Below are 19,448 nucleotides of genomic sequence, written 5' to 3'. Positions count from 1 at the left end.
GCGTGCCCCGGCGTCGGGAGTGCCCCCGGGGTCGGAAGGTCCCTGGCTCAGGGGAGCCGCTTCGTTCGGGCCATCAGCGCCTTCAGCCGACGGGGAGGGGCGGTGAAGGTGGGAACCCGGATGGGGGTGGACGCGATCAGCTCGGCGGGGGAAAGCTCCCGGCCGTCGAGGGTGCCGAAGCGGCAGCCGGCCTCGGAGGCGATGACGGCGCCGGCGGCGAGGTCGTGGGCCCGCTCGCCCAGGTGGCAGACGGCGACCAGTCGTCCGCAGGAAACCCAGGCCAGCTCGGCGCAGCAAGAGCCGAGGTCGCGCAGGCGGCCGACGACGGTGCGGGGGTCGATCTCCCGGAGAGCGTTGGTGCCGACGCAGACGTTGTCCTGGTCGTGGAAGTCGTCCCGGTCGGGGGAGCAGCGGATGGGCTGGCCGTCTCGCCAGGAGCCGCCGCCGAGGGTGGCCCAGTACAGCTCTCCCAGCGGGGGGAGGGCGATGACTCCCACGGCGGGCACGCCGTCGTCGATCAGCCCGATGCTGACGGCCCAGACGGGCAGGCCGTGGACGAGGTTGCCCGTGCCGTCGATCGGGTCGATCGACCAGCGGCGGGGGCCGGAGCCGCCGGCGTTCTCATACTCCTCGCCGGTGAGAACGTCGTCGGGGAACCGGGAGGCGAGGCGGTCCCGGATCAGACGCTCGAGGTCGTGGTCCAGGTCGGTGACGTAGCTGAGGTTCTCCTTCTCCTGCGGTCGGACGCGGTCGCATCGGGATCGGGCAATCTCGGCGGCCTCGGAGGCGATCGCTCTGGCGAAGTCGAGCTCGACGGCGTAACGGTCGGTGGGGGGCATGGCGGTGGGGAGGGGAACAGAGGCGGAGGGTCCAGGGGGCATGGTATGCGATCGAGCGGCCGGCTGAGAAGCCCTCGAGCGAAGGCCGGGCGCCCCGGAGCCGTCGCGGAGGAGCGGGCCGGACCGGACACCACGCGAATTGCCGGCCGCTCGGCGAGACCGTGTCGCTGAAGCCGACGCGGAAGACGCGGCACCGTCGGCGTCTTGGAGCGGCCTTGAGCGCGTTCCGATCGGATCCGCCCGCGGACGATCGCGCCCACGATCGTCCCGGGCCCGGCGCGTTGGTGAACGGGGGAGCGGGCCGGAGGCCCCCCAAATGGGCCGACGCTCGCCAGCGGACAAGGCGGGCCTCTGCCCCGGCTGGCCGTCCTGGGGGGATCGCCTCGCTGGTCAACCTGGCGATCCCGGACTGACCAAGCCGATCACTCGTCGTCGGGATCGACGATCTTGAAGGTGTCGCCCGCCTGGGCCGGGCCGCCCATCTCGAAGGTCTGCATGGAATTGCGGAGCCGCTTGGGCTCGAAGTGGAGCAGGCCCCGACGCTCGGCGCAGGGAAGGCAGAGCTTCTCCTCGGGGGAGTAGACGAACAGCTCGCCGTCGGAGAGGCGGTGGTAGGCGTCGTCGCCGGGGGCGATGGCGTGGCAGAACTCGCGCTCGCTGCCGACCTTCATCCCGACCTTCCAGCCGGGCTCCCGGAGGAAGACGCGAGGGACGAGCGTCTCCTCGGGATCGGGCAGCGGGGCGTTCGGGTCTCGGATCATCGTCTCGCCTTCGGCTTCTCGGGGCGATTCCTCGGGGGAGGCCCGGCCTCGGGGCGACGACCGGCCGGAACCGGGCCGGTGCGCGACGGATCCCGGGGCCGATCCTTCGCGATCGTATTGTAGAGCATCCCGCCCAGCTCGGCGACGCCGGGCAACGCACCGAGCAGCCCCAGCGGCCAGAGCAAGGGCACCCGGCGAGCCACGGCGACCACCGCGCCGAAGCCCGATCGGATCCGGTCCCCCGGGCCGACGGCCATGACCCCCTCCTGACAACGCTCCTCCGAGAGCGCCGGGTGGACCGCGACGACGTCGCTGGCCGTCAGGTCGATCCACTCGACCGTCCGGGCCGGGTCTCCCGAGCAGGCGATCGCCACCGCTGCTCGGCAGCGCGGGGACGCGCCGTCGAAGACGACCCGAAGGGGCTCGGGATCACGACCGGCTACCAGGCTCCGGAGCCAAGGGCCGGAGGCGAAGGACAGGTTCGCCACGATCATCGCCGCGGCGAACTCGTACAGGCCCATCGTGACGGCGATGCCCAGGTGGAGCGAGATCGTCAGGGAGACGATCAGCGGCCGGAGCGGCCTCGGCCAGACGAGCACCGGGTAGGTGATCTCCAGCCAGAGCGCCCCGTGCGAGAAGACCATCAGGAGCATCGGCCAGCGGGCCAGCCACGTCAGGTCGACCGGGCGGAACTCGGCGTAGCCAAGCAGGGAGCCGAAGGCCCAGCCCTCCCACCAGATCGGGTGCTGGAGCTTCGCCAGGCCGGCCAGGCCGTAGATGACGCACAGGTGGAGCTGGATCAGCCTCAGGCAGAGGTTCGCCGAGACGGAAGGGGCCGGGGTGCCGTCTCCGATCGGCCCGTCGAGCGGCCGGGCAGAGCGGGAGCGGTCGACCTCTCGCCGGATCCTCCGCCATCGGGAGACGAACCGATCGAGCGACATCGCCTGCCCGCTCGACCCGGTGGCGGCGAGGTACAGCAGCACCATCGACACGGCCATGTCGAAGCCGAAGTGGATCACCGGCGCCCGACGGACGGTCGAAACCACGATCATCCAGGCCAGCACCGCCGTCACCCGGCTCCAGAGCCCAACGGTGAACAGCAGCAGCACGACCAGGCAGGCGGCATAGGCCGGCACCAGCAGGGAGTCGGGCACGAGCGACCAGAGCGACCAGCTCCAGCGCTCTCCGGCGCCGTTCCGGAAGAAGGCGACCGCCTCCGGGTCGGCCCAGCCGGCCGAGCCGAGGAAGGCGTTCAGGTCCAGGCCGAGGACGGCGAAGTCCCAGAGCAGGATGAGGCCCAGGCCCAGTCGGATCAGGCCCACCGGGGTGGGGTCGGCGGGTCGGAAAAAGAAGGCGTCCCACCCCCGAACGGTCGATCGGCCGAGGTCGGCGAGGTACGAGGCCGGGCCGGTGATCAGTCGTCGCACGAGTAGGCTCCGATCCGGAGGCGATCGCCGTAGTAGCGCGGGTCCTCAACGTCGATCGTCCGGCCCTCCCGAGCGGCCTCGACCAGCTCCCGGGGGGACGGGTTGAGGTGGTCCTGCAAGAACAGGGTCACGCGGCGGCAACCGGGGTGCTCCCGGCAGAGATGCCGGGCGTAGGAGGCGGCCCACCGGCTCCGGCTGTCGCCGGTGTCGGGGTCTCGGGGAGCGCGGCGGACGTCCTCGAACAGGTGGTAGGCGATCGCCAGATGCCTCTGGAAGCGCAAGCGAGGGGCCTGGGAGCGGTCGGGAACGCGGATCTCCTCCGATCGGCCGTCCTCGAACTCCAGCTCGGCAAAGAGGATCGGGGTCGGAGGAGCGCCGGCGGTGTAGAAGCGGTACGTGTAGCCCTGGTCGAGCAACTGGTAGTACCAACGGAACTGATCGGCGACCGCCCGCTGCAGGCCCGAAGACGGCGAGGCCGCCAGGACGGCCGCCACCACCGCCGTCCCGTGCAGGACCAGCAGCGCCGAGACGCCGAGCTTCGCCCACCCCGGCCAGCCGGCCCCCCCCTCCCCCGATTCCGGTCGAGCCATCGCGTCCCCCCCCCCGATTGGTCCGGGGCCCGGCCGACCCGAAGCGGCCCCTGGGGCAATCTTACCCGATCGGGGAGCGCCTCGGCCCGAACCGGAGAAAACGTGGCACAATCGCCGCAATTCTCCACAATCTCCCCAAGTCGCCAAATTCACAGAAACTGGTTGAATGACGAATTGGCGGGGATTAGAATCTGCGATGGCTCACCTGTCCGTTCCGGTTGGACATGACGGGGAAGCTGGGCAGGGCGCATCGGTTTTCCAAGATGGTCGGCGGTGCCCGCCCGGCGTGCGAAATCACCCATTCGGCACAGGTTTCGCGGCTTCTCAGGGCCGGACATTCCCACCCGGATCACCTCGACTCGCAACCCACGGGAGAATCGAAGCGATGCAGGGCACCATGATCATGCTCCTGGCGCTGAGCGGGATGGGCTGCCACCACGGCGGTCACTCCTCGTACGACGCCTGCTATAGCTCCTGCTACGACTCGTGCTACTCGGCCTGCTACAGCTCCTGCTACAGCTCGGGTTACGACTCGTGCTACAGCTCCTGCTACTCGGCCTGCTACGGCGGCGGGTTCAAGATGGGCCCGTACGGTGCCTGCTATGATGCCTGCTATGACTCGTGCTACTCCGCCTGCTATGACGCCTGCTACGATTCGTGCTACACGACGAAGCACGGGTGCGGGCTGTTCTCGTGCCTCAAGGGGCTCTTCGGCGGGCACAAGAAGCACGCGTACTTCGACGCCTGCTATGCGGCCTGCTACGGGCCGGTCTTCCACGACGCCTGCTATAGCTCGTGCTACTCGGTCGGCTATGACGCCTGCTACTCGTCCTGCTATGCCGGGTCGATGGGCGTGGCGGCGTTCGGGATGCCGGTGTATGGGACCTACACGCCCGCTGTTTCGCCGCAGGCCGGGTACGCGACGCCGCAGAAGTCGGCCATCCTGACCTCCCCGAGCAAGGGGGGAGACTCGGCCGGCGAGGTGATGGAGGCCCCGGCCACCGAGGAGCCCGCCGAGACCGCCCCTCCGGCCGAGCCGGAGACCGAGCCGGCTCCGGCGCCGGCACCGGAGCTGGAGCCGGCCCCGGCCCCCGAGGTGCCGGAGAGCACCCCTCCGGTCGGCGATGAGTTGTCCATCCCGACCCCCTGACCAGACTGCCGGCCCGCTCCGCCCGACGGCCCGAGACGGCTTTCCGCGGCCTTCTCGGGCCGTCGGCCTGCGCGGGGAGAGGCAGACGGGTGGCCTTTGCGACCCGAGCGGTCGGGGGTATAGAGTGGGGCCTGCGATCGGCCCCCACGACGAGGGGCCCCAACCCGCCTCACCGCCGAGGATCGCCCGAACGATGGATCCGACTTCCTCCCCCGAACGCCCCTCGATCTCGGGATTGGGCCCCGACACCCGGCCCCCCGAGGATCCGAAGGCCCGCCTGGACTGGCTGATGGACGCGCTGGGAGAGGCCAATTGCCGTCGGCTGGGGTTGTTCCACGTGCCCGACGACCTGGTGCTGTCGGTCGTCATCCCCGTCTACAACGAGCGAAGGACGATTGAGGAGATCCTCCGCCGCGTCCGGGAGACGCCGATCGCCAAGCAAATCATCCTCATCGACGACTGCTCGACCGACGGCACCCGGGACCTGCTCCGCCGGTGGCGTCCGGAGGGGGAGGACCCGCAGCCGGACCTGACGATCCTCTTCCACGAGCGGAACCGCGGCAAGGGGGCGGCGCTGCGCACCGGGTTCGCGCACGCCACCGGCGATCTGGTGATCGTGCAGGACGCCGACCTGGAGTACGATCCGGCCGAGTACCTCCGGCTGATCGAGCCGATCGTCGACGGCCGGGCCGACGTGGTCTTCGGCTCCCGGTTCATCGGCGAAACCCACCGGGTGCATCTGTTCTGGCACGCGGTGGCCAACCAGGGGCTGACCTTCCTCTCGAACATGTTCACCAACCTGAACCTGACCGACATGGAGGTCTGCTACAAGGTCTTCCGCCGCGAGGTGCTCCAGGGGATCACCCTGAAGAGCGACCGCTTCGGTTTCGAGCCCGAGGTCACCGCCAAGGTCGCCCGCTTCCGCTTCCCCGACGCGAACGGTCGCCGAGGACGGAAATGCCGGATCTACGAGACTCCCGTCTCCTATCACGGCCGAAGCTTCGAGGAAGGCAAGCACATCCGTCCCCTCCGAGACGGCTTGCGCGCCCTTTACTGCATCCTCCGCTACGCCTTCGCCGACTGACCGGCCGGGCGGCCCAGGGTCCGCACTCCTTCGGTTTTCGGGGACAGGTTCCAACGCTCGGAGGCCCGAGCCCCGTATCTCAAGGTATCGGGCCCGGCGGCAATGCCGTCGGGAGGCCGATCGGCCCCGCGGCCTCCCTGTTCGAAGGGGAACCGCATCGGGCCGTTCCGCCAATCGAACTCGCAGTCCCTCTCAGAGAGGAATCGCCTCCGATGACGAACCTGCGCCTGATCGACCTGCTGAAGCTCGCCCCGCTGACCCTGGCCGCCGCCCTGCTGGCCGGCTGCGGCGGCGCCACCGACGAGGCCGCTCCGCCGGCCGACGAGTCCATCGGCGCCGAGATCTCCGAGCCCGTCGTCGAGCCCGCCGAGGGCGAGGCCGTCGAGGAGGAGACCGTCGAGGGCGAGGCCGTCGAGGAAGAGACCGCCGCCCCCGAGGCCGAGGTGACCGAAGAGCCGGCCCCGACCCCCTGAGTCCCTCCCCTTCGGGAGTGATCTCCTCGTTCTTCCCTCACCCCCCGGATCGCCGGCCCTCCCGGCGGCCTGGGGGGCGTTGCGTTGGTCGTCGGGCGATCGGCGCGGGAAGGACCGAGCCGGACCGGGCCAAGCCGGGCCGGGCCGGGCCAAGCCGGGCCGATCAGAGAAGGCCCGGGGGCGGATCGGGTGGGATGTGGTATGCTTCCGCGTCGGGGCTCGCGGACGAGATCGCCCCGCTCGGCCGGCGCGCAGGGAGGAGCGGCGCGGCGTCGGCCCGGTCGCCCACCCGGGATCACCGCCGATGCGCTCGCTCCGCCCCCTGCTCCTCGCCCTGGCCCTGCTCCTGCTGGCCTCCGCTCCGGGACGGGCCCAGTGGTTCTGGGGAGCCAGCTCCGATTCCGGGTTCTCGGGCCCCTACGCCGGCGATTCGGCCATCTGGGCCTACCCGACCGACCTGAGCAACGGCCCCTCACCCGATTATTCCCCGATCTTCAACAGCGCCGCCGCCAGCCGCCCCCGGCCGGACCTGAAGCCAAGCCCGTACGCCCGATCTCCGCTCGACCTGCTCCGGTTCAACCGGCCCTTTGGGGACAAGCACCACAAGAAGTCGCACCGGCTCTTTGGCCGGCGATGACTCGGGAATCCCTCGGGAGGGGCTTCCCCGAGCGTCGGGCCTCGGGTTCGCGTTGACGGCGAAGCCTCTCGGTCGTACTGTTCCCTCCGACCGCCCGGGGGGCGTCGGCGCTCGCGCCGCGCCCGGGACGGGCTGGAGGGACGGAGGGCCGTGCCCGGCCATGGCGACGACGACGATCCAAGACGCCCCGGTCCGCAACGGGGCACTGGCCACGTACCACTTCCGGGATCTCGCGCTGACCGTCGCCCGAGGGGAGCCGCTGCCGCTGGGGGCGAACCGGGTGCAGGGGGGCGTGAACTTCGTGCTGATCTGCCGGCACGCCACCTCGGTCAGCCTGGCGCTCTGCGAGCCCTGCGACGGCACCGTTCGCGCCGAGATCCCGCTCGACCCCCGGCTCAACCGCACCGGAGACCACTGGCACGTCCGAGTCGAGGGGCTGCCGGAGGACTTCTGCTACGGCTACCGCGTCGACGGCCCTCGCGGCGGGCCGCACCGATATGACCCGTCGAAGATCCTGCTCGACCCCGCCTGCCGAGCCCTCTCCTGCGGCACTCCCTGGGGCCAGACGGGCACCCTGCCCCGGCTGAGCCTGATCATGCCGACGGACTTCGACCGGATCAACGATCTCCACCCGCGCATCCCGCTTGAAGACACGATCATCTACGAGATCCACGTGCGCGGCTACACCGTGCACCCCTCCTCCGGCGTCCGCCACCCGGGCACGTTCGCCGGCCTGGCGGAGAAGATCCCGTATATCAAGGAGCTGGGGGTCACCGCCGTCGAGCTGCTGCCGATCGACGAGTTCGACGAGACCGACTGCCCCTTCGTCAACCCCTACACCGGCGAGCGCAACCGGAACTTCTGGGGCTACAACACGATCGCCTACGCCGCCCCCAAGGCCGCCTTCGCGAGCAACCCCGAGCGGACCGCCCCTTGGGAGGAGTTCCGCCGGATGGTCCGCTCCTTCCACGACGCCGGCCTGGAGGTCGTGCTCGACGTCGTCTTCAACCACACCGCCGAGGGGGGCGACGGCGGCCCGACCTACAGCTTCCGGGGCCTGGACAACGGCCTCTACTACCTCGTCGACGACCACGGGCGCTATCAGAATTTCACCGGCTGCGGCAACACGGTCAACAGCAACCACCCGGTCGTCCGCAACCTGATCCTCGCCTGCCTGCGCAACCTGGTGGCCGAGTCTCACGTCGACGGCTTCCGCTTCGACCTGGCCTCGGTGCTCGGCCGCGACAAGAAGGGGCACGTCCTCGTCGAGCCCCCCGTGGTCGAGATGATCAGCGAGGACCCCCTGCTCCGCGACACCAAGCTCATCGCCGAGCCCTGGGACGCCGCCGGGCTCTACCAGGTCGGCTCCTTCCCCGGCGGCGCCCGCTGGTCGGAATGGAACGGCCACTACCGGGACGACGTCCGACGCTTCTGGAAAGGGGACCGCGGCCAGGTCCCCCTGCTGGCCACCCGCCTCTGCGGCAGCGAGGACCTCTACCACGACCGCGGTCCGCTGCACTCGGTCAACCTGATCACCTGCCACGACGGCTTCACCCTCTGCGACCTCGTCTCCTACAACCAGAAGCACAACCTCGCCAACGGCGAGGACAACCGAGACGGCCACAACGACAACTGCTCCTGGAACTGCGGCGTCGAGGGGCCGACCGACGACCCCGCCGTCCGGGCCCTCCGCGCCCGACAGGCGAGGAACCTGTTCGCCACGCTGATGGTCAGCCAGGGCGTGCCGATGATCCTCGGCGGCGACGAGTTCCTCCGCACCCAGGGCGGCAACAACAACGCCTGGTGCCAGGACAACGAGACGAGCTGGCTCAACTGGACCCTGACCGAACAGAACGCCGACTTCCTCCGGTTCGTCAAGCGGTTGATCGCCCTGCGCAAGCGCCATCCCGTCCTGCGCCGCCGGACCTTCCTGCGACGGGTGGCCGGCCACCCTCCCGACATCGTCTGGCATGGCGTCGAGCCCGGCGAGCCCGACTGGGGCTTCGACAGCCACTCCCTGGCCCTCGCCCTCGACGGCCGCCGCTGCGACCGCCCCGGCGTCGTCGACCGCGACCTGTACATCGCCTTCAACGCCTACTGGGAGGCGCTCACCTTCACCATCCCCGCCTCCCCCTCCGGACGTCGCTGGCGGCGCACGGTTGACACCGCCCTGCCCTCCCCCGAGGACGCCCTCGACCTGGACGAGGGGCCGACCATTCCCGTCCTGCACCGCTACCGCCTCGCGCCGAGGTCGATGCTCATCCTCGTCTCCGAGGCCTGAGCCACCGGGACCGGCAGCGGCGATCGCTGGGGAGCGACGTCGATCGGTTCGCCGATCCCCCGCCGACGGCCGGAGGGGCCTCGGGCGCACGCTCGACGCCAGCGATTCCGCTCCGGCCGACCGGCTCCTCCCGAGCCGATTCGACGAGACGGGCGGTGGACCCTTGCGTTCCGGGCGCCGACCGTCTACCTTCCGGCCAATAGACGGGCGGGACGGCGAGGGCCGTCGCCCAGAGGGGGGCCGTCCATCGGGCGTCATCGCGACCGACCACATCCCCCCGGCCGGTCGCGCGCCCAGGGCCCGGGCCCGCGCCAAGGCTTCCGATCCCACCACCGGCCCGGGCCGAGCTGGAGCCACCGATGTTGCTGCGACGATTCCGCTTCGCCTGCCTCCCGATGACCCTCGGCGCCGCCCTGATCCTGGCCGGCTGCGCCGGTTCCGAGCCCGCCGCCCCGGAGGGTGGCGCGATGGAGGGCGGCGCCATGGAGGGAGCCCCGCTCGGAGACGAGATGATCGAAGACGAGGGCGGCGCGATGGAGGGTGAGGCCATCGAGGGCGAGGCGATCGAGGTCGCCCCGGCCGAGGAGGTCCCCGCCGAGCCCGGCGCCTGAGCTGCTTTCCTCGAGCAGATGCCCTGAGCATCGGGGAGGCCGGGGTCGATTCGCCCCCGGCCTCCCCGGGCCGATCGCCGGCCCGCCCTCCTCCCGATCCGGCCTCCCCTCACCCGTCCCCCCTCGGTGCCGTCCGGCCCTCCCCTCTTCCCTTCGGCCTCCTCCGATCCCCGCAGGCCCCTCCTTGAGACTGGAACCGAAGCACTCGCCGCCCTCCCGGCTGTTCCACGGCAGCAAAACGCCCGGGTGCCGCCGGTCATCGTCGCGGCCGACGGTTCGATCCCCCCTTCCCGCTCGGCCCGGCCGGTAGACAGCCCCCCCGCAGGAATGCTAAAGTGCTTGCGGATCGAATGTTGAGCGAAGGTTCAACACGCCTCGCGGTCGAATCACATCGAGGATCGACACATGAACGGACGCCACGACCGATCGTCCGGCCGGGCGGGCTGCGACGCCTTCCTGGCCTCCGTCGGCTCGCGTCGGGACGCCCTGCGAGCGGGGGCGCTGGCGCTGGGGGGGCTCGCGCTGCCCGGGTTGTACCGGGCGAGGGAGGCGTCGGCCGCGGCGCTGCCGGGGCCCCCTCGGACGACGACCGGCCGGGCGAAGGCGTGCATCCTGGTCTTCGCCTGGGGAGGGCCAAGCCAGCTCGACACGTGGGATCCCAAGCCGGAGGCCCCTGAGGAGATCCGGGGAGAGTTCCGGGCGATCGAGACGAGCGTGCCCGGCGTCCGGATCGCCGAGCATTTCCCGATGCTGGCCGCCCGGGCCGACCGCCTGGCGATCATCCGGTCGATGACGCACGACGACCCGGCCCACCTCTCCAGCGTCCACCATCTGCAGACCGGGCACCTCGCTCCCCGGCCGCACTCCGACGCCGACGGCCCCTCCCCGAACGACTGGCCGCACCTAGGCTCCCTGGTCGCCCGGGTTCGGCCCCGGGGAGGGGCCTTGCCGCCGTCGGTCATCATGCCCTGGATCGTCTCGCACCCGGCCGCCCCCGGCGGCAAGGCTCCCGGCCAGCACGGCGGCTGGCTCGGCAAGGCGTTCGACCCCTTCCTCATCCCCGGCAACCCGAACGCCCCCGACTTCCGGATCGACGGCCTCCGCCTGCCCGACGGCCTGCCCGACGCCCGCCTTCTCGATCGCCGAGCGCTGCTCTCCCGCGTCGACTCCGGCGCGATTGCCGCCCCCGCCTGGTCCGACTACCGCTCCCGGGCCTTCGACGCGCTGCTCTCGGCCGAGGCCCGAGGGGCCTTCCGGATCGACGAGGAGTCCCCCGCCACCCGGGACCGCTACGGCCGGCACATCCACGGCCAGTGCCTGCTGCTGGCCCGTCGGCTGGTCGAGTCGGGCGTCCCCCTGGTCACGGTCAACTGGCACGACGACGGCGTGAACTTCTGGGACACCCACGGCGACAACTTCAACGGGCTGAGGACCCGCCTGATGCCCCCCACCGACCGGGGCCTCTCGGCCCTGCTCGACGACCTGGCCGCCCGGGGGCTGCTCGACGAGACGCTGGTCGTCTGGGTCGGCGAGTTCGGCCGGGCCCCCCGGATCACCCGGGCCAACGCCGGGCGAGAACACTGGCCGCGCTGCTACTCCGCCGTGCTCGCCGGCGGCGGGATCCGAGGAGGAGCGGTCTTCGGCTCCTCCGACCGCTGGGCCGCCTACCCCGACTCCAACCCCGTCGGCCCCGCCGACCTGGCCGCGACGATCCTCTTCGCCCTGGGAATCGACCCCGCCACCGAGATCATCGACCCCATCGGCCGTCCCCTGCCCATCAACCGGGGAACCCCGGTAACCGCCCTCTTCGGCTGATCCGCTCCCCCCGGCGCGGCGAGGGGGAGCGGCCCCGCGCCGCCGCCGGGGAAGGGCCCGGGTCACTCCAGGTCGAAATTGAAGGTGTTGCTGCCCCGCTCGACGGTCGCCGTCAACCCGGACGTGTTGACGTCGGCATATTTGAGGGAAATCGGGGACTGCGGCTGGTCGGAGGCGTCGGGGGGGATGTAGTCCAGGACATCCTCCGGTCCGAGGCCGGAAATGGCCACCTTGTAGGAACCGACCACGGCCCCATCGCCGAACTCGGACGTGGCGAGGGTATAGGAACCGTCGGGCCCGATCTGGCCGGTGGCGTAGGGGGCGTCCGGGTCGTCGGGGACGAAGGTGACGTTCCCCTTCGTCAGCGGCGCTCCGCCGTGGGTGACGACTCCGGAGACCCGGCCCATCGTCGGCCCCGAGGAGCCGCAGCCGGCGGCGATCAGGGCCAGGCAGATCGACAGCGATCCCCCGGCGGCGAGCCGGAGGGCCGGGGAGAGAAGACGGTTGCTCACGGACTCGGTCTCCAGGAACGCGGGGATGCGAACGGCCCCGCCCGCCCCCCGGAATGGGGGCGGGAGGGGCCTGGTCCTCAAGGGGAGGGCGACGGCGATGGCAACGGCGACGGCGATCGCGACGGCGATCGCGACGGCTTGACGACGTTGGGCGTCGCGCCGCCTCACCAGTCGGGAGATCAATACTGGTCGGCCGAGATGACCTCGCCCTGGGCCCGGGTGCTGACGGCCTGGTAGATCGGCAGCGCGATCGACTCCTTGATGAACCGAACCGAGCCGTCGCACATCGCGAAGTTCGCACCGCCTGGATGCAGGCTGCGGAAGGTGTACTGGTGGGTCCAGTTCCCCACGTTGGGCGGCCGAAGCGTGTAGTTCAGCGGCATAGCGGTGGTGCCGACCGACTGGTTGGCGTGCACCCAGGCATTCCAACGGGTGGTGGCCATAACCTGCTCGCCCATCAGGAAGGTGTTCGAGGTCTCGTCCCGAATGGCGTTGATCCCCACCTTGGGGCCGTATCGCCAGAAGATGCCGCTGCCGCCGCCGTCGGCCAACTGCGGGCCCCGGCACGGGTAGCCCACCGTGGCGCAGAGCTGCACCTGGTTGGCCGGCGGGTTGCACGCCAGGCAGTTGTCGCCGATGTTGCCGACGTACGAGGTCCCGGCCGCCAGGCCGTTCCAAATCTCGTCGGCGTTGGTGTTGTCCAGCTTCTCGCTATCATCCGACGGGCAGTTCAGCGAGTTGATGATCGTGGTCCGGACCGTCGAGTTCTGCTCGCCGTAGTACTGCGGACCCCAGTTGAACAGGACGTTCGTCCCCCACATGATGCTGAAATTCACGGAGTTGTAGACCGACTGCTGCTCCATCTGGGGAAGCAGCAGCACGATCCAGCTCGCGTTGTTCCAGGCCTGGCTGTCGGTGACGTAGGCCGGGTGCTTGTACAGCGCCGTGGGGAAGGTGCCGACCTGGTCGTGGTAGTTGTGGGCGGCCAGGGCCAGTTGCTTCAGATTGTTGGTGCATTGAGCCCGCCGAGCGGCCTCGCGCGCCGACTGGACGGCCGGCAGCAGCAACGCGATGAGAACGCCGATGATGGCGATCACCACAAGCAATTCGATGAGCGTGAAACCGCCTCGATCCCGACGGTTTTGCATATCCTCGCCTCGCGTTCGACCTTGGGAAGGGGGCCGGATTGGGCTGTACCGCCCTCCGGGGGGGACCAGTATTTGGGCTGATCGGGGAAAAAGCAACAAAAAAACCCCCGGACCATATCGGGACCAGCTCACTTCTTATTTCGACAAAAACATGACGATTTGCCGTACTGTTTTCGGCCCCCGGCCGCCTCCCGTAACCGGGCGAAGGACCACGGTTGTTCCGCACGAAAATCCCGGATCCGATCCCGGACTCGGGGCGCCTCCCCGGGTCCGGCGCGGCCGGCTCGGGGAATGGTCGCGGTCGCTGGGGGAAGGCTCCGTCGCTCCCGGATCGGGGGCGGGGAGAAGGCTCAATCCAGCTCGGCGGTGAGCTGATCGGCGTCGATGAACTTGTGGTAACGCTCCTGTGCGATCTGGGTGACCGCTTGGCAGAACTGCGGGTGATCGCGGAGGATGCGGCGGAAGTCGGCTTGCTCCAGGACGAAGAGGTTGCAGGCGGTGCGGGCGCGGACGGTGGCCGTGCGGTGCTCCGAGAGCAGCAGGGCGATCTCCCCGAAGCAGGCCCCCTCGCGTAGCGTGGCCAGGACCTTTCCCTCGCCGTCGACGACCTCGACTTCCCCCCGGCTGATCAGGTACATCTCGGCGCCGGGATCCCCCTTGCGGATGATCACCTCGCCGGGGGAGGCGGCGTGGGGGCGAAGCGCCACGCTGACCTGGTTGAGCAGCAGCGGGTCGCCCCCCTGGAAGAGCGGGACGCGCTCCAGGGTCTCGCGGTCGATGACCTCGTACCAGCGTCGGCCGTCGCGCTCCAGCAGGTCGTAGGCGGCCACGGGGCCCCACGAGCCGGCGTCGTAGTTGGGGAAGTCCGGCGCCGGCCGGCTGGCCCAGGCGTCGAGGAACGGCTGGGCGATCCGCCAGGCCGACTCGACCAGGTCGGTGCGCGAGAAGAGCGTGGCGTCGCCCATCATGCAGCTATAGATCATCACCTCGTAGCCGGTGCCCCGGGCCGCCCGAAACGAGTCGCCGTAGCTGAACCGCATGTTCACCGACTGCAAACGCATCACCGGCCCGGGAACCTTGGCCTGGAAGATCGTCTCGATCCCCTGGTCGGGCTGGATGTGGAAGACCAGCCGGTTCGACGACATGTGGCCCGACGGGGTCCCCCGGAAGAGCACCCCGGGCGCTCGCTTGAACTGCACCACCACCTCGGTCCCGCGCTTCCAGAGCGCCTTGCCCGACCTCAGGTAGATCGGCACGCTCTCCCACCGCCAGTTGTCGATGAACAGCCGCAGCGCCGCGAAGGTCTCCGTGTTCGAGTCGCGGGCGACGTCCTGCTCCTCCCGGTAGGCCGGGCACGGCGTCCCGTCGGCCTTCGTGCCGGCGCCGTACTGGCCCCGGACGCTGTTGGCCAGCGCCTGCTCCGGGGTGAACAGCCGGACGGCTCGGAGCAGCTTCGCCTTCTCGTCCCGAATGTCGTCGGCCGCGAACGAGGCGGGGGGCTCCATGCACACATAGGCGAGCATCTGGAGCATATGATTCTGGATCATGTCCCGAAGCACGCCCGACTTGTCGTAGTAGCCCCCCCGGCCCTCCACGCTCACGGCCTCATTGACCGTCAGCTGGATGTGGTCGATGTGCTTGCGGTTCCACAGCGGCTCGAACATCTCGTTGCCGAACCGGAAGGCGAGGATGTTCTGCACCGTCTCCTTGCCCAGGTAGTGGTCGACCCGGTACACCTGGTCCTCCGACCAGTGCGCCAGGATCTCCCGGTTCAGCGCCTGGGCCGACGCCAGGTCGGTGCCGAACGGCTTCTCAACGATGATCCGCTTCCAGCCCGGGAACGTCCCGAACCCGGCCACGTTGAGCTTCTCCGAGATCGTGCCGAAGAGCGACGGCGGCACCGCCATGTAGAACAGTATGTTCCCCCCGGCGCTGTACTGGGAGTTGAGCTGCTCGACCAGCTCCCGCAGCCTCAGGTAGGCCGACTCGTCCCCGAAGTTCCCCGTCGTGTAGTGGAGCCGAGACTCCAGCCAGGACCAGCGCCCCTCGTCCAGCTCCTTCCTCGTGTTGAACCGGCGGATGTCCTCGGCCATCCGGGCCCGGAACCCCTCCGTGTCCAGCTCGTCCAGCGCGATGCCGACCACCGCGAACCGCTCCGGCAGCAGGCCGTCGCAGGCCAGGTTGTACAGCGCCGGGACGAGGAGCCGCTTGGTCAGGTCCCCCGAGGCCCCGAAGATGACCATGATGCACGAGTCTCCCGGGCCGCTCTCGCTCAGCGCCTCCGGCCGAGAACGACCGACGGTTCGTGTCGTGTCCATCGAGGAAACCTCCCGGGGGCTCGAGCTGGGGCGGTTCGAGATGGTGCCAGGGGGATGCGATCGGGCTATGGCAAGGGATCTTACACCAGCGGGCTCCCCGCCGCGCCTCCCTTCCCCCGCGCCGGTCGGCGAGGACCCGGCGCCGGCCCTCGGCACGGCGGTTGCATCGGCCCTCCCCCCCGAGGCGAGTCGGATCGATCGACTCCCATCCCATTCCCCGGAGCGGAGGCGGGACCGATGGTGTTGCTCAAATGGGCCCTGATCGCGCTGGTGATCGCGGGAATCGCCGCCCTGCTGGGGTTCGGCGGCGTGGCCGAGGGGGCGGCGGACGTGGCCCAGGTGCTCGTGCTGATCTTCCTGGCGATCGCCGCGCTGCTCGGGGTGCTCGGCGTGATGGCCTACCGCAAGGTCACCTGACTGCCGATCGGGGAGGAACCCCTCCCGGATCCGGGATCGACAACGCCAACGGCCCGCCCCCCGAAGGATCGCGGGGGCGGGCCGTCTCGATGCGATCTCGGGCGTTCCTCGGCGGCCGAGGCCGGCCGTTCGGCCTCGGCCCTCGGAGCCCGGGGGGATCAGTACTGGTCGGCCGAGACGACCTCGCCCTGATCCCGGGTGGCGATCCCCCAGATGACCTGGATGGCGGTCGTGTTCTTGAGGAACCGGACCGAGCCGTCGGCCATGCAGACATTCGCGCCGCCGGGGTGATGGCTGCTCAGGCCGAACATCCCGGGAGAGTCGAAGTCGCCACAGCCGGAGCAGGTCATGCAGTTGGGGATCCCGTTGGGGTTGGGCGGCAGGAGCAGGTTGCCCAGCGACCGGCCCGGGATGCCGGTGATCCACTGCTCTCCCAGCCAGCTCCGGTTGACGAGGTTGGTGCCCGAGGGAACGGGAGCCCAGCTCGACTGGCAGGTCTGGATGAACGCCTGCAGCGCCGCGGCGCCGAAGGGCATGTTCGAGTTCGGGTCGTTGTTGCCGAAGCCGTTGACGGTCGTCTGAATGTTGACGACGTCGGTGATCGACATCTTCGTGTTGTTGAAGTCTCCGGTGCGCCACTCGCCGAAGGCGACGGTGTTGCTCGTGCCGTCGAGCACGTCCCGGACCCCGAGCGGGGCGCCGAGGTACTGGAAGAGGCCGGTGGGGGGGGCGTTGTTCCAGGTGCCTGAGAACCCGGCGCTGGCGCCGAACGAGGCGAAGTAGTTGTTCCCCGGGGCGGTCACTCCTCAGAAGTTGGTGTTCCTCGGCAGCGGAGAGGACGGGCAGAGGAAGGTGGCCACCCGGGTCCGAGTGGCGGTCGTGTTGGCCCGCTCGCCGAAGTAGTTGTTGCCGTTGTCGCCCTGGTTGATGAAGTTGAAGTTAATCGAGTTATACACCGCCTGCTGCTCCAAAAACGGCAGCAGCAGCGACTGCGGGCTGAAGCAGCCCCACGCGCCGCCGGGAGAGAACGTGCCGTTGGTGTAGCGGCCCGCGTTGTAGGCCCCGGGGAAGGCGTCGTGGGTCTGGTGGTAGTTGTGCAGCGCCAGGCCCAGTTGCTTCAGGTTATTGGTGCACTGCGAGCGTCGGGCCGCCTCCCGGGCGCTCTGGACGGCGGGCAAGAGCAGGGCGATCAGGACGCCGATGATCGCGATGACGACCAGCAGCTCGATCAGCGTGAACCCACGCCGCGAGCCGGGACGGACGATGGCAGAGTACAGCATCTCGAAACCTTGTGGAGGGGGACGAGGCGGGAGAGATTGACTCAAGAGCCACACGGACCAAACCGAACCGAGTGAGTCGGGCGACGTGGCCGTCACCCGGGACCGTGGCGCTCCCGATCGGATTGACCGAGAGGGTTCGGGCCCGACGCCAGGACGATCCCCGTTGCGACGGCCCGGGAGGAGGACCCGGTCGGCCCCGCGACCGATGGCGATCAGCGCGAGTACGAGGCCGGGTCACCCTGGCTCATGACACCGGTGTCGCCCGTGGCCGGCGCACCTTCGGCAAACTTCGGCGGCGCGGAAGCCTCGGGGAACTCGATCACGGCCCCCTGGTCCCCGCCACCGCAGCCGACCCCCGGCAGGGCGGCGATCGCCAGCGTCGCGGTCGCGACAAGGCGACGACAAAACGGAATTGCGCTCATGGAATCTGCTTCCAGGTTGATTGCGGTCACGCCTCGGCCCGGACATCGAGCGCGCCAACACGAGAGCAACAGCCCCACTCGAGGGTAGCGGCCGGTGGCGAAACCTTCGGGAAGAACCACTGACGCCGACGACGGGCGCACAGCGCCCTTGACGCCCCTGGGACCGGCCCGACCCCTTCGCGGCCAGCCCCCGGCGGGGGATGATGACTCGGGACTGTCCTGTCCATCCTCGACCGGATCGGGAGCCCCGCGAAGCGCGGACCCACTTAATGGACCTCGATCGGGCCCGCCACCTTCCAGGGGGGATTTTCCCGAATTCGGGATGGAGGTTGTAGCTATGTATGATTCTAGTCAAGCTGACCGGCCCCGTCAATCATTCACTCCCCTGGTGCTGATTCGTCTCCTTGCTTCCCCCTTGTCGAGGCCCTTCCGTCCGGTGGTCGTGTGCGAGGAGCCTTGGACCGATTCCCGCGGTCCCCAGGGTGAACCGACTCCCCGTCCCCGACGGGAGGGGCCGATGGGATGAGGAGGTGCTCCCTCCTTGAAGGAGCGACAGCGGACGGCCTTCTGTCCGAGGCAACGGCGAACGGCGTCGGCGTGTTGACCGTTCCTCTCGCCGGCTTGGACGCCGACTGGCCCCGGAGCGGGGCGGTCTGCCTGTCCGGATTGGGGGAGGGCGTGGCCCTCCGGCGAGTTCCGAGGGGATTGGCCCGCTCGGAGGGGGGGGCGTCGGAGGCCGACGGGGAGCCGACGGTTCGAGGGGGGTGCTTTAGGAAGAGCGGAACTCGGATTGATCGAGGTCCGGGAAGGTCGGGGGAGGGGAGTCTCCGGCGCCGGGGGCCGGCCGGATCGGGGCCGGAGCGGCCTCGCCCGACCCCGGCCCTGGGGGAAGGCTCCTCGATCGCCGGGATCAGCTGGTGATCCCCTTGGTCAGGTGCATGAACGCCGTCTCCAGGTTGATCTCGTCCTCTCGGAAGAGGGTCAACTCGAAGCCGTTCTCGATCAGGCGCTGGGCGAGGAAGCCGTAGCTGATCACCTCGGGCTTCATCTTCACCACGAGGTAGGTGCGGTCGTTCAGGTCGGTCTTCTCGTCGACCGACTCCACCTCGGCCTGCGTTTCGAGGAAGTCGGCCGCGTCGGTCATCCGGTCGGCGACGGTGACGTTGAGCACCACGTCGGTTCGGACCTGCTTCATCACGTCCGAGACGGCGCCGTTGACCAGCAATTGGCCCTGCTCGATGATCCCGATCTTGTTGCAGATGTCCGCCAGCTCAGGAAGGATGTGGCTGGAGACGAGGATCGTCTTGCCCATCGTCCTCAGCTCCTTGAGCAGGGCCCGGATCTCGATGCGGGCCCTGGGGTCGAGGCCCGAGGCCGGCTCGTCGAGCAGCAGGACCTGGGGGTCGTGGAGCAGCACCCGGGCCAGGCCCAGGCGCTGGGTCATGCCTCGGGAGAGGCTGGTGACCAGCGCGTCGCGCTTGTAGGTCAGGTCGACCAGCTCGAGCACCTCCTCGCAGATCTTCTTCCGGGCCGGGCCGGTGATCCGGTAGGCGGCGGCGAAGAATTCGAGGTACTCGATCACCTTCATATCGTCGTAGACGCCGAAGAAGTCGGGCATGTAGCCGATCGCCCGGCGGATGTCCTTGGCCCCGGTGTAGATCGAGTGGCCGCAGACGTAGGCCT

17 protein-coding genes and 1 pseudogene are annotated in these 19,448 nt (G+C 69.8%); 8 read left to right on the top strand and 10 right to left on the bottom strand.

What is annotated here, in order from left to right; translation table 11 throughout:
* Positions 1–47 precede the first annotated feature (47 nt).
* The 4 genes from TsocGM_RS16230 to TsocGM_RS16215 all read right to left on the bottom strand — a co-directional run bounded on the left by TsocGM_RS16230 (position 48) and on the right by TsocGM_RS16215 (position 3,617).
* Positions 48–881 (bottom strand): inositol monophosphatase family protein, encoded by an 834-nt coding sequence (locus TsocGM_RS16230; protein ID WP_233578959.1) that lies wholly within the window; start codon positions 879–881, stop codon positions 48–50.
* A 380-nt stretch (positions 882–1,261) separates the two neighbouring features.
* Positions 1,262–1,600 carry a hypothetical protein gene (locus TsocGM_RS16225; RefSeq protein WP_126726514.1) on the bottom strand — a complete coding sequence of 113 codons (339 nt, stop codon included), beginning with the start codon at positions 1,598–1,600 and terminating at the stop codon, positions 1,262–1,264.
* A complete protein-coding gene (locus tag TsocGM_RS16220; RefSeq protein WP_126726513.1) occupies positions 1,597–3,027 on the bottom strand; it encodes a DCC1-like thiol-disulfide oxidoreductase family protein in 1,431 nt (476 codons plus the stop codon). The genes TsocGM_RS16225 and TsocGM_RS16220 overlap by 4 nt, the downstream gene beginning before the upstream one ends.
* Complete coding sequence (locus TsocGM_RS16215) at positions 3,015–3,617, bottom strand: hypothetical protein (protein WP_126726512.1); 603 nt, start codon at positions 3,615–3,617, stop codon at positions 3,015–3,017. Before TsocGM_RS16215 ends, TsocGM_RS16220 begins: the two co-directional genes overlap by 13 nt.
* Positions 3,618–4,002: 385 nt before the next feature.
* On the opposite strand from TsocGM_RS16215, the gene TsocGM_RS16210 reads away from it, so the two are divergent.
* The 7 genes from TsocGM_RS16210 (at position 4,003) to TsocGM_RS16180 (ending at position 11,668) form a co-directional block, all read left to right on the top strand.
* Positions 4,003–4,767 (top strand): hypothetical protein, encoded by a 765-nt coding sequence (locus tag TsocGM_RS16210; protein WP_126726511.1) that lies wholly within the window; start codon positions 4,003–4,005, stop codon positions 4,765–4,767.
* A 193-nt stretch (positions 4,768–4,960) separates the two neighbouring features.
* The gene (locus tag TsocGM_RS16205; RefSeq protein WP_126726510.1) at positions 4,961–5,851 is read left to right on the top strand and encodes a glycosyltransferase family 2 protein; all 891 of its coding nucleotides are present in this window, start codon (positions 4,961–4,963) and stop codon (positions 5,849–5,851) included.
* A 212-nt stretch (positions 5,852–6,063) separates the two neighbouring features.
* Positions 6,064–6,324 (top strand): hypothetical protein, encoded by a 261-nt coding sequence (locus TsocGM_RS16200; protein WP_126726509.1) that lies wholly within the window; start codon positions 6,064–6,066, stop codon positions 6,322–6,324.
* A 304-nt stretch (positions 6,325–6,628) separates the two neighbouring features.
* Positions 6,629–6,961, top strand: coding sequence for a hypothetical protein (locus TsocGM_RS16195; RefSeq protein ID WP_126726508.1), 333 nt, complete (start codon positions 6,629–6,631; stop codon positions 6,959–6,961).
* A gap of 160 nt (positions 6,962–7,121) precedes the next feature.
* On the top strand, positions 7,122–9,242 hold the full coding sequence (gene glgX / locus TsocGM_RS16190) for a glycogen debranching protein GlgX (RefSeq protein ID WP_126726507.1): 2,121 nt from the start codon (positions 7,122–7,124) through the stop codon (positions 9,240–9,242).
* Positions 9,243–9,601: 359 nt separating this feature from the next.
* A complete protein-coding gene (locus TsocGM_RS16185) occupies positions 9,602–9,853 on the top strand; it encodes a hypothetical protein (RefSeq protein ID WP_126726506.1) in 252 nt (83 codons plus the stop codon).
* 405 nt (positions 9,854–10,258) lie between these two features.
* Positions 10,259–11,668, top strand: a complete 1,410-nt coding sequence (locus tag TsocGM_RS16180; RefSeq protein WP_126726505.1) for a DUF1501 domain-containing protein — start codon at positions 10,259–10,261, stop codon at positions 11,666–11,668.
* Between the two features lie 62 nt (positions 11,669–11,730).
* On the opposite strand, the gene TsocGM_RS16175 is transcribed toward TsocGM_RS16180, so the two are convergent.
* The 3 genes from TsocGM_RS16175 to zwf all read right to left on the bottom strand — a co-directional run bounded on the left by TsocGM_RS16175 (position 11,731) and on the right by zwf (position 15,646).
* Entirely contained in the window at positions 11,731–12,180 is a 450-nt protein-coding gene (locus TsocGM_RS16175; protein ID WP_126726504.1) for a hypothetical protein, read from the bottom strand.
* Positions 12,181–12,359: 179 nt separating this feature from the next.
* Complete coding sequence (locus tag TsocGM_RS16170) at positions 12,360–13,328, bottom strand: DUF1559 domain-containing protein (protein WP_126726503.1); 969 nt, start codon at positions 13,326–13,328, stop codon at positions 12,360–12,362.
* A gap of 350 nt (positions 13,329–13,678) precedes the next feature.
* A complete protein-coding gene (gene zwf, locus TsocGM_RS16165; RefSeq protein ID WP_126726502.1) occupies positions 13,679–15,646 on the bottom strand; it encodes a glucose-6-phosphate dehydrogenase in 1,968 nt (655 codons plus the stop codon).
* A 237-nt stretch (positions 15,647–15,883) separates the two neighbouring features.
* Here zwf and TsocGM_RS16160 point away from each other — a divergent pair, with 237 nt between their 5' ends.
* The gene (locus TsocGM_RS16160) at positions 15,884–16,063 is read left to right on the top strand and encodes a DUF1328 domain-containing protein (protein ID WP_126726501.1); all 180 of its coding nucleotides are present in this window, start codon (positions 15,884–15,886) and stop codon (positions 16,061–16,063) included.
* Between the two features lie 158 nt (positions 16,064–16,221).
* Here the strand turns inward: TsocGM_RS16160 and TsocGM_RS16155 are convergent.
* The 3 genes and pseudogenes from TsocGM_RS16155 to TsocGM_RS16145 form a co-directional block, all read right to left on the bottom strand.
* Positions 16,222–17,343 (bottom strand): annotated as a pseudogene (locus tag TsocGM_RS16155) (DUF1559 family PulG-like putative transporter).
* A gap of 212 nt (positions 17,344–17,555) precedes the next feature.
* Entirely contained in the window at positions 17,556–17,795 is a 240-nt protein-coding gene (locus tag TsocGM_RS16150; protein WP_126726500.1) for a hypothetical protein, read from the bottom strand.
* A gap of 880 nt (positions 17,796–18,675) precedes the next feature.
* A partial coding sequence (locus tag TsocGM_RS16145) for an ABC transporter ATP-binding protein (protein WP_148114879.1) occupies positions 18,676–19,448 on the bottom strand: 773 nt, incomplete at its 5' end.

Source organism: Tautonia sociabilis (genome assembly GCF_003977685.1).
Classification (GTDB): domain Bacteria; phylum Planctomycetota; class Planctomycetia; order Isosphaerales; family Isosphaeraceae; genus Tautonia; species Tautonia sociabilis.
The sequence above is the reverse complement of the archived record's forward strand: the minus strand, read 5'-3'. Positions and strand labels throughout refer to the sequence as shown.

Coding starts and splice junctions, on each gene's coding strand:
- TsocGM_RS16180 (WP_126726505.1), top strand. CDS start 10,259: ATGAACGGACGCCACGACCGATCGTCCGGCCGGGCGGGCTGCGACGCC.
- glgX (WP_126726507.1), top strand. CDS start 7,122: ATGGCGACGACGACGATCCAAGACGCCCCGGTCCGCAACGGGGCACTG.
- TsocGM_RS16195 (WP_126726508.1), top strand. CDS start 6,629: ATGCGCTCGCTCCGCCCCCTGCTCCTCGCCCTGGCCCTGCTCCTGCTG.
- TsocGM_RS16200 (WP_126726509.1), top strand. CDS start 6,064: ATGACGAACCTGCGCCTGATCGACCTGCTGAAGCTCGCCCCGCTGACC.
- TsocGM_RS16185 (WP_126726506.1), top strand. CDS start 9,602: ATGTTGCTGCGACGATTCCGCTTCGCCTGCCTCCCGATGACCCTCGGC.
- TsocGM_RS16170 (WP_126726503.1), bottom strand. CDS start 13,328: ATGCAAAACCGTCGGGATCGAGGCGGTTTCACGCTCATCGAATTGCTT.
- TsocGM_RS16160 (WP_126726501.1), top strand. CDS start 15,884: ATGGTGTTGCTCAAATGGGCCCTGATCGCGCTGGTGATCGCGGGAATC.
- TsocGM_RS16230 (WP_233578959.1), bottom strand. CDS start 881: ATGCCCCCTGGACCCTCCGCCTCTGTTCCCCTCCCCACCGCCATGCCC.
- TsocGM_RS16215 (WP_126726512.1), bottom strand. CDS start 3,617: ATGGCTCGACCGGAATCGGGGGAGGGGGGGGCCGGCTGGCCGGGGTGG.
- TsocGM_RS16205 (WP_126726510.1), top strand. CDS start 4,961: ATGGATCCGACTTCCTCCCCCGAACGCCCCTCGATCTCGGGATTGGGC.
- zwf (WP_126726502.1), bottom strand. CDS start 15,646: ATGGACACGACACGAACCGTCGGTCGTTCTCGGCCGGAGGCGCTGAGC.
- TsocGM_RS16210 (WP_126726511.1), top strand. CDS start 4,003: ATGCAGGGCACCATGATCATGCTCCTGGCGCTGAGCGGGATGGGCTGC.
- TsocGM_RS16225 (WP_126726514.1), bottom strand. CDS start 1,600: ATGATCCGAGACCCGAACGCCCCGCTGCCCGATCCCGAGGAGACGCTC.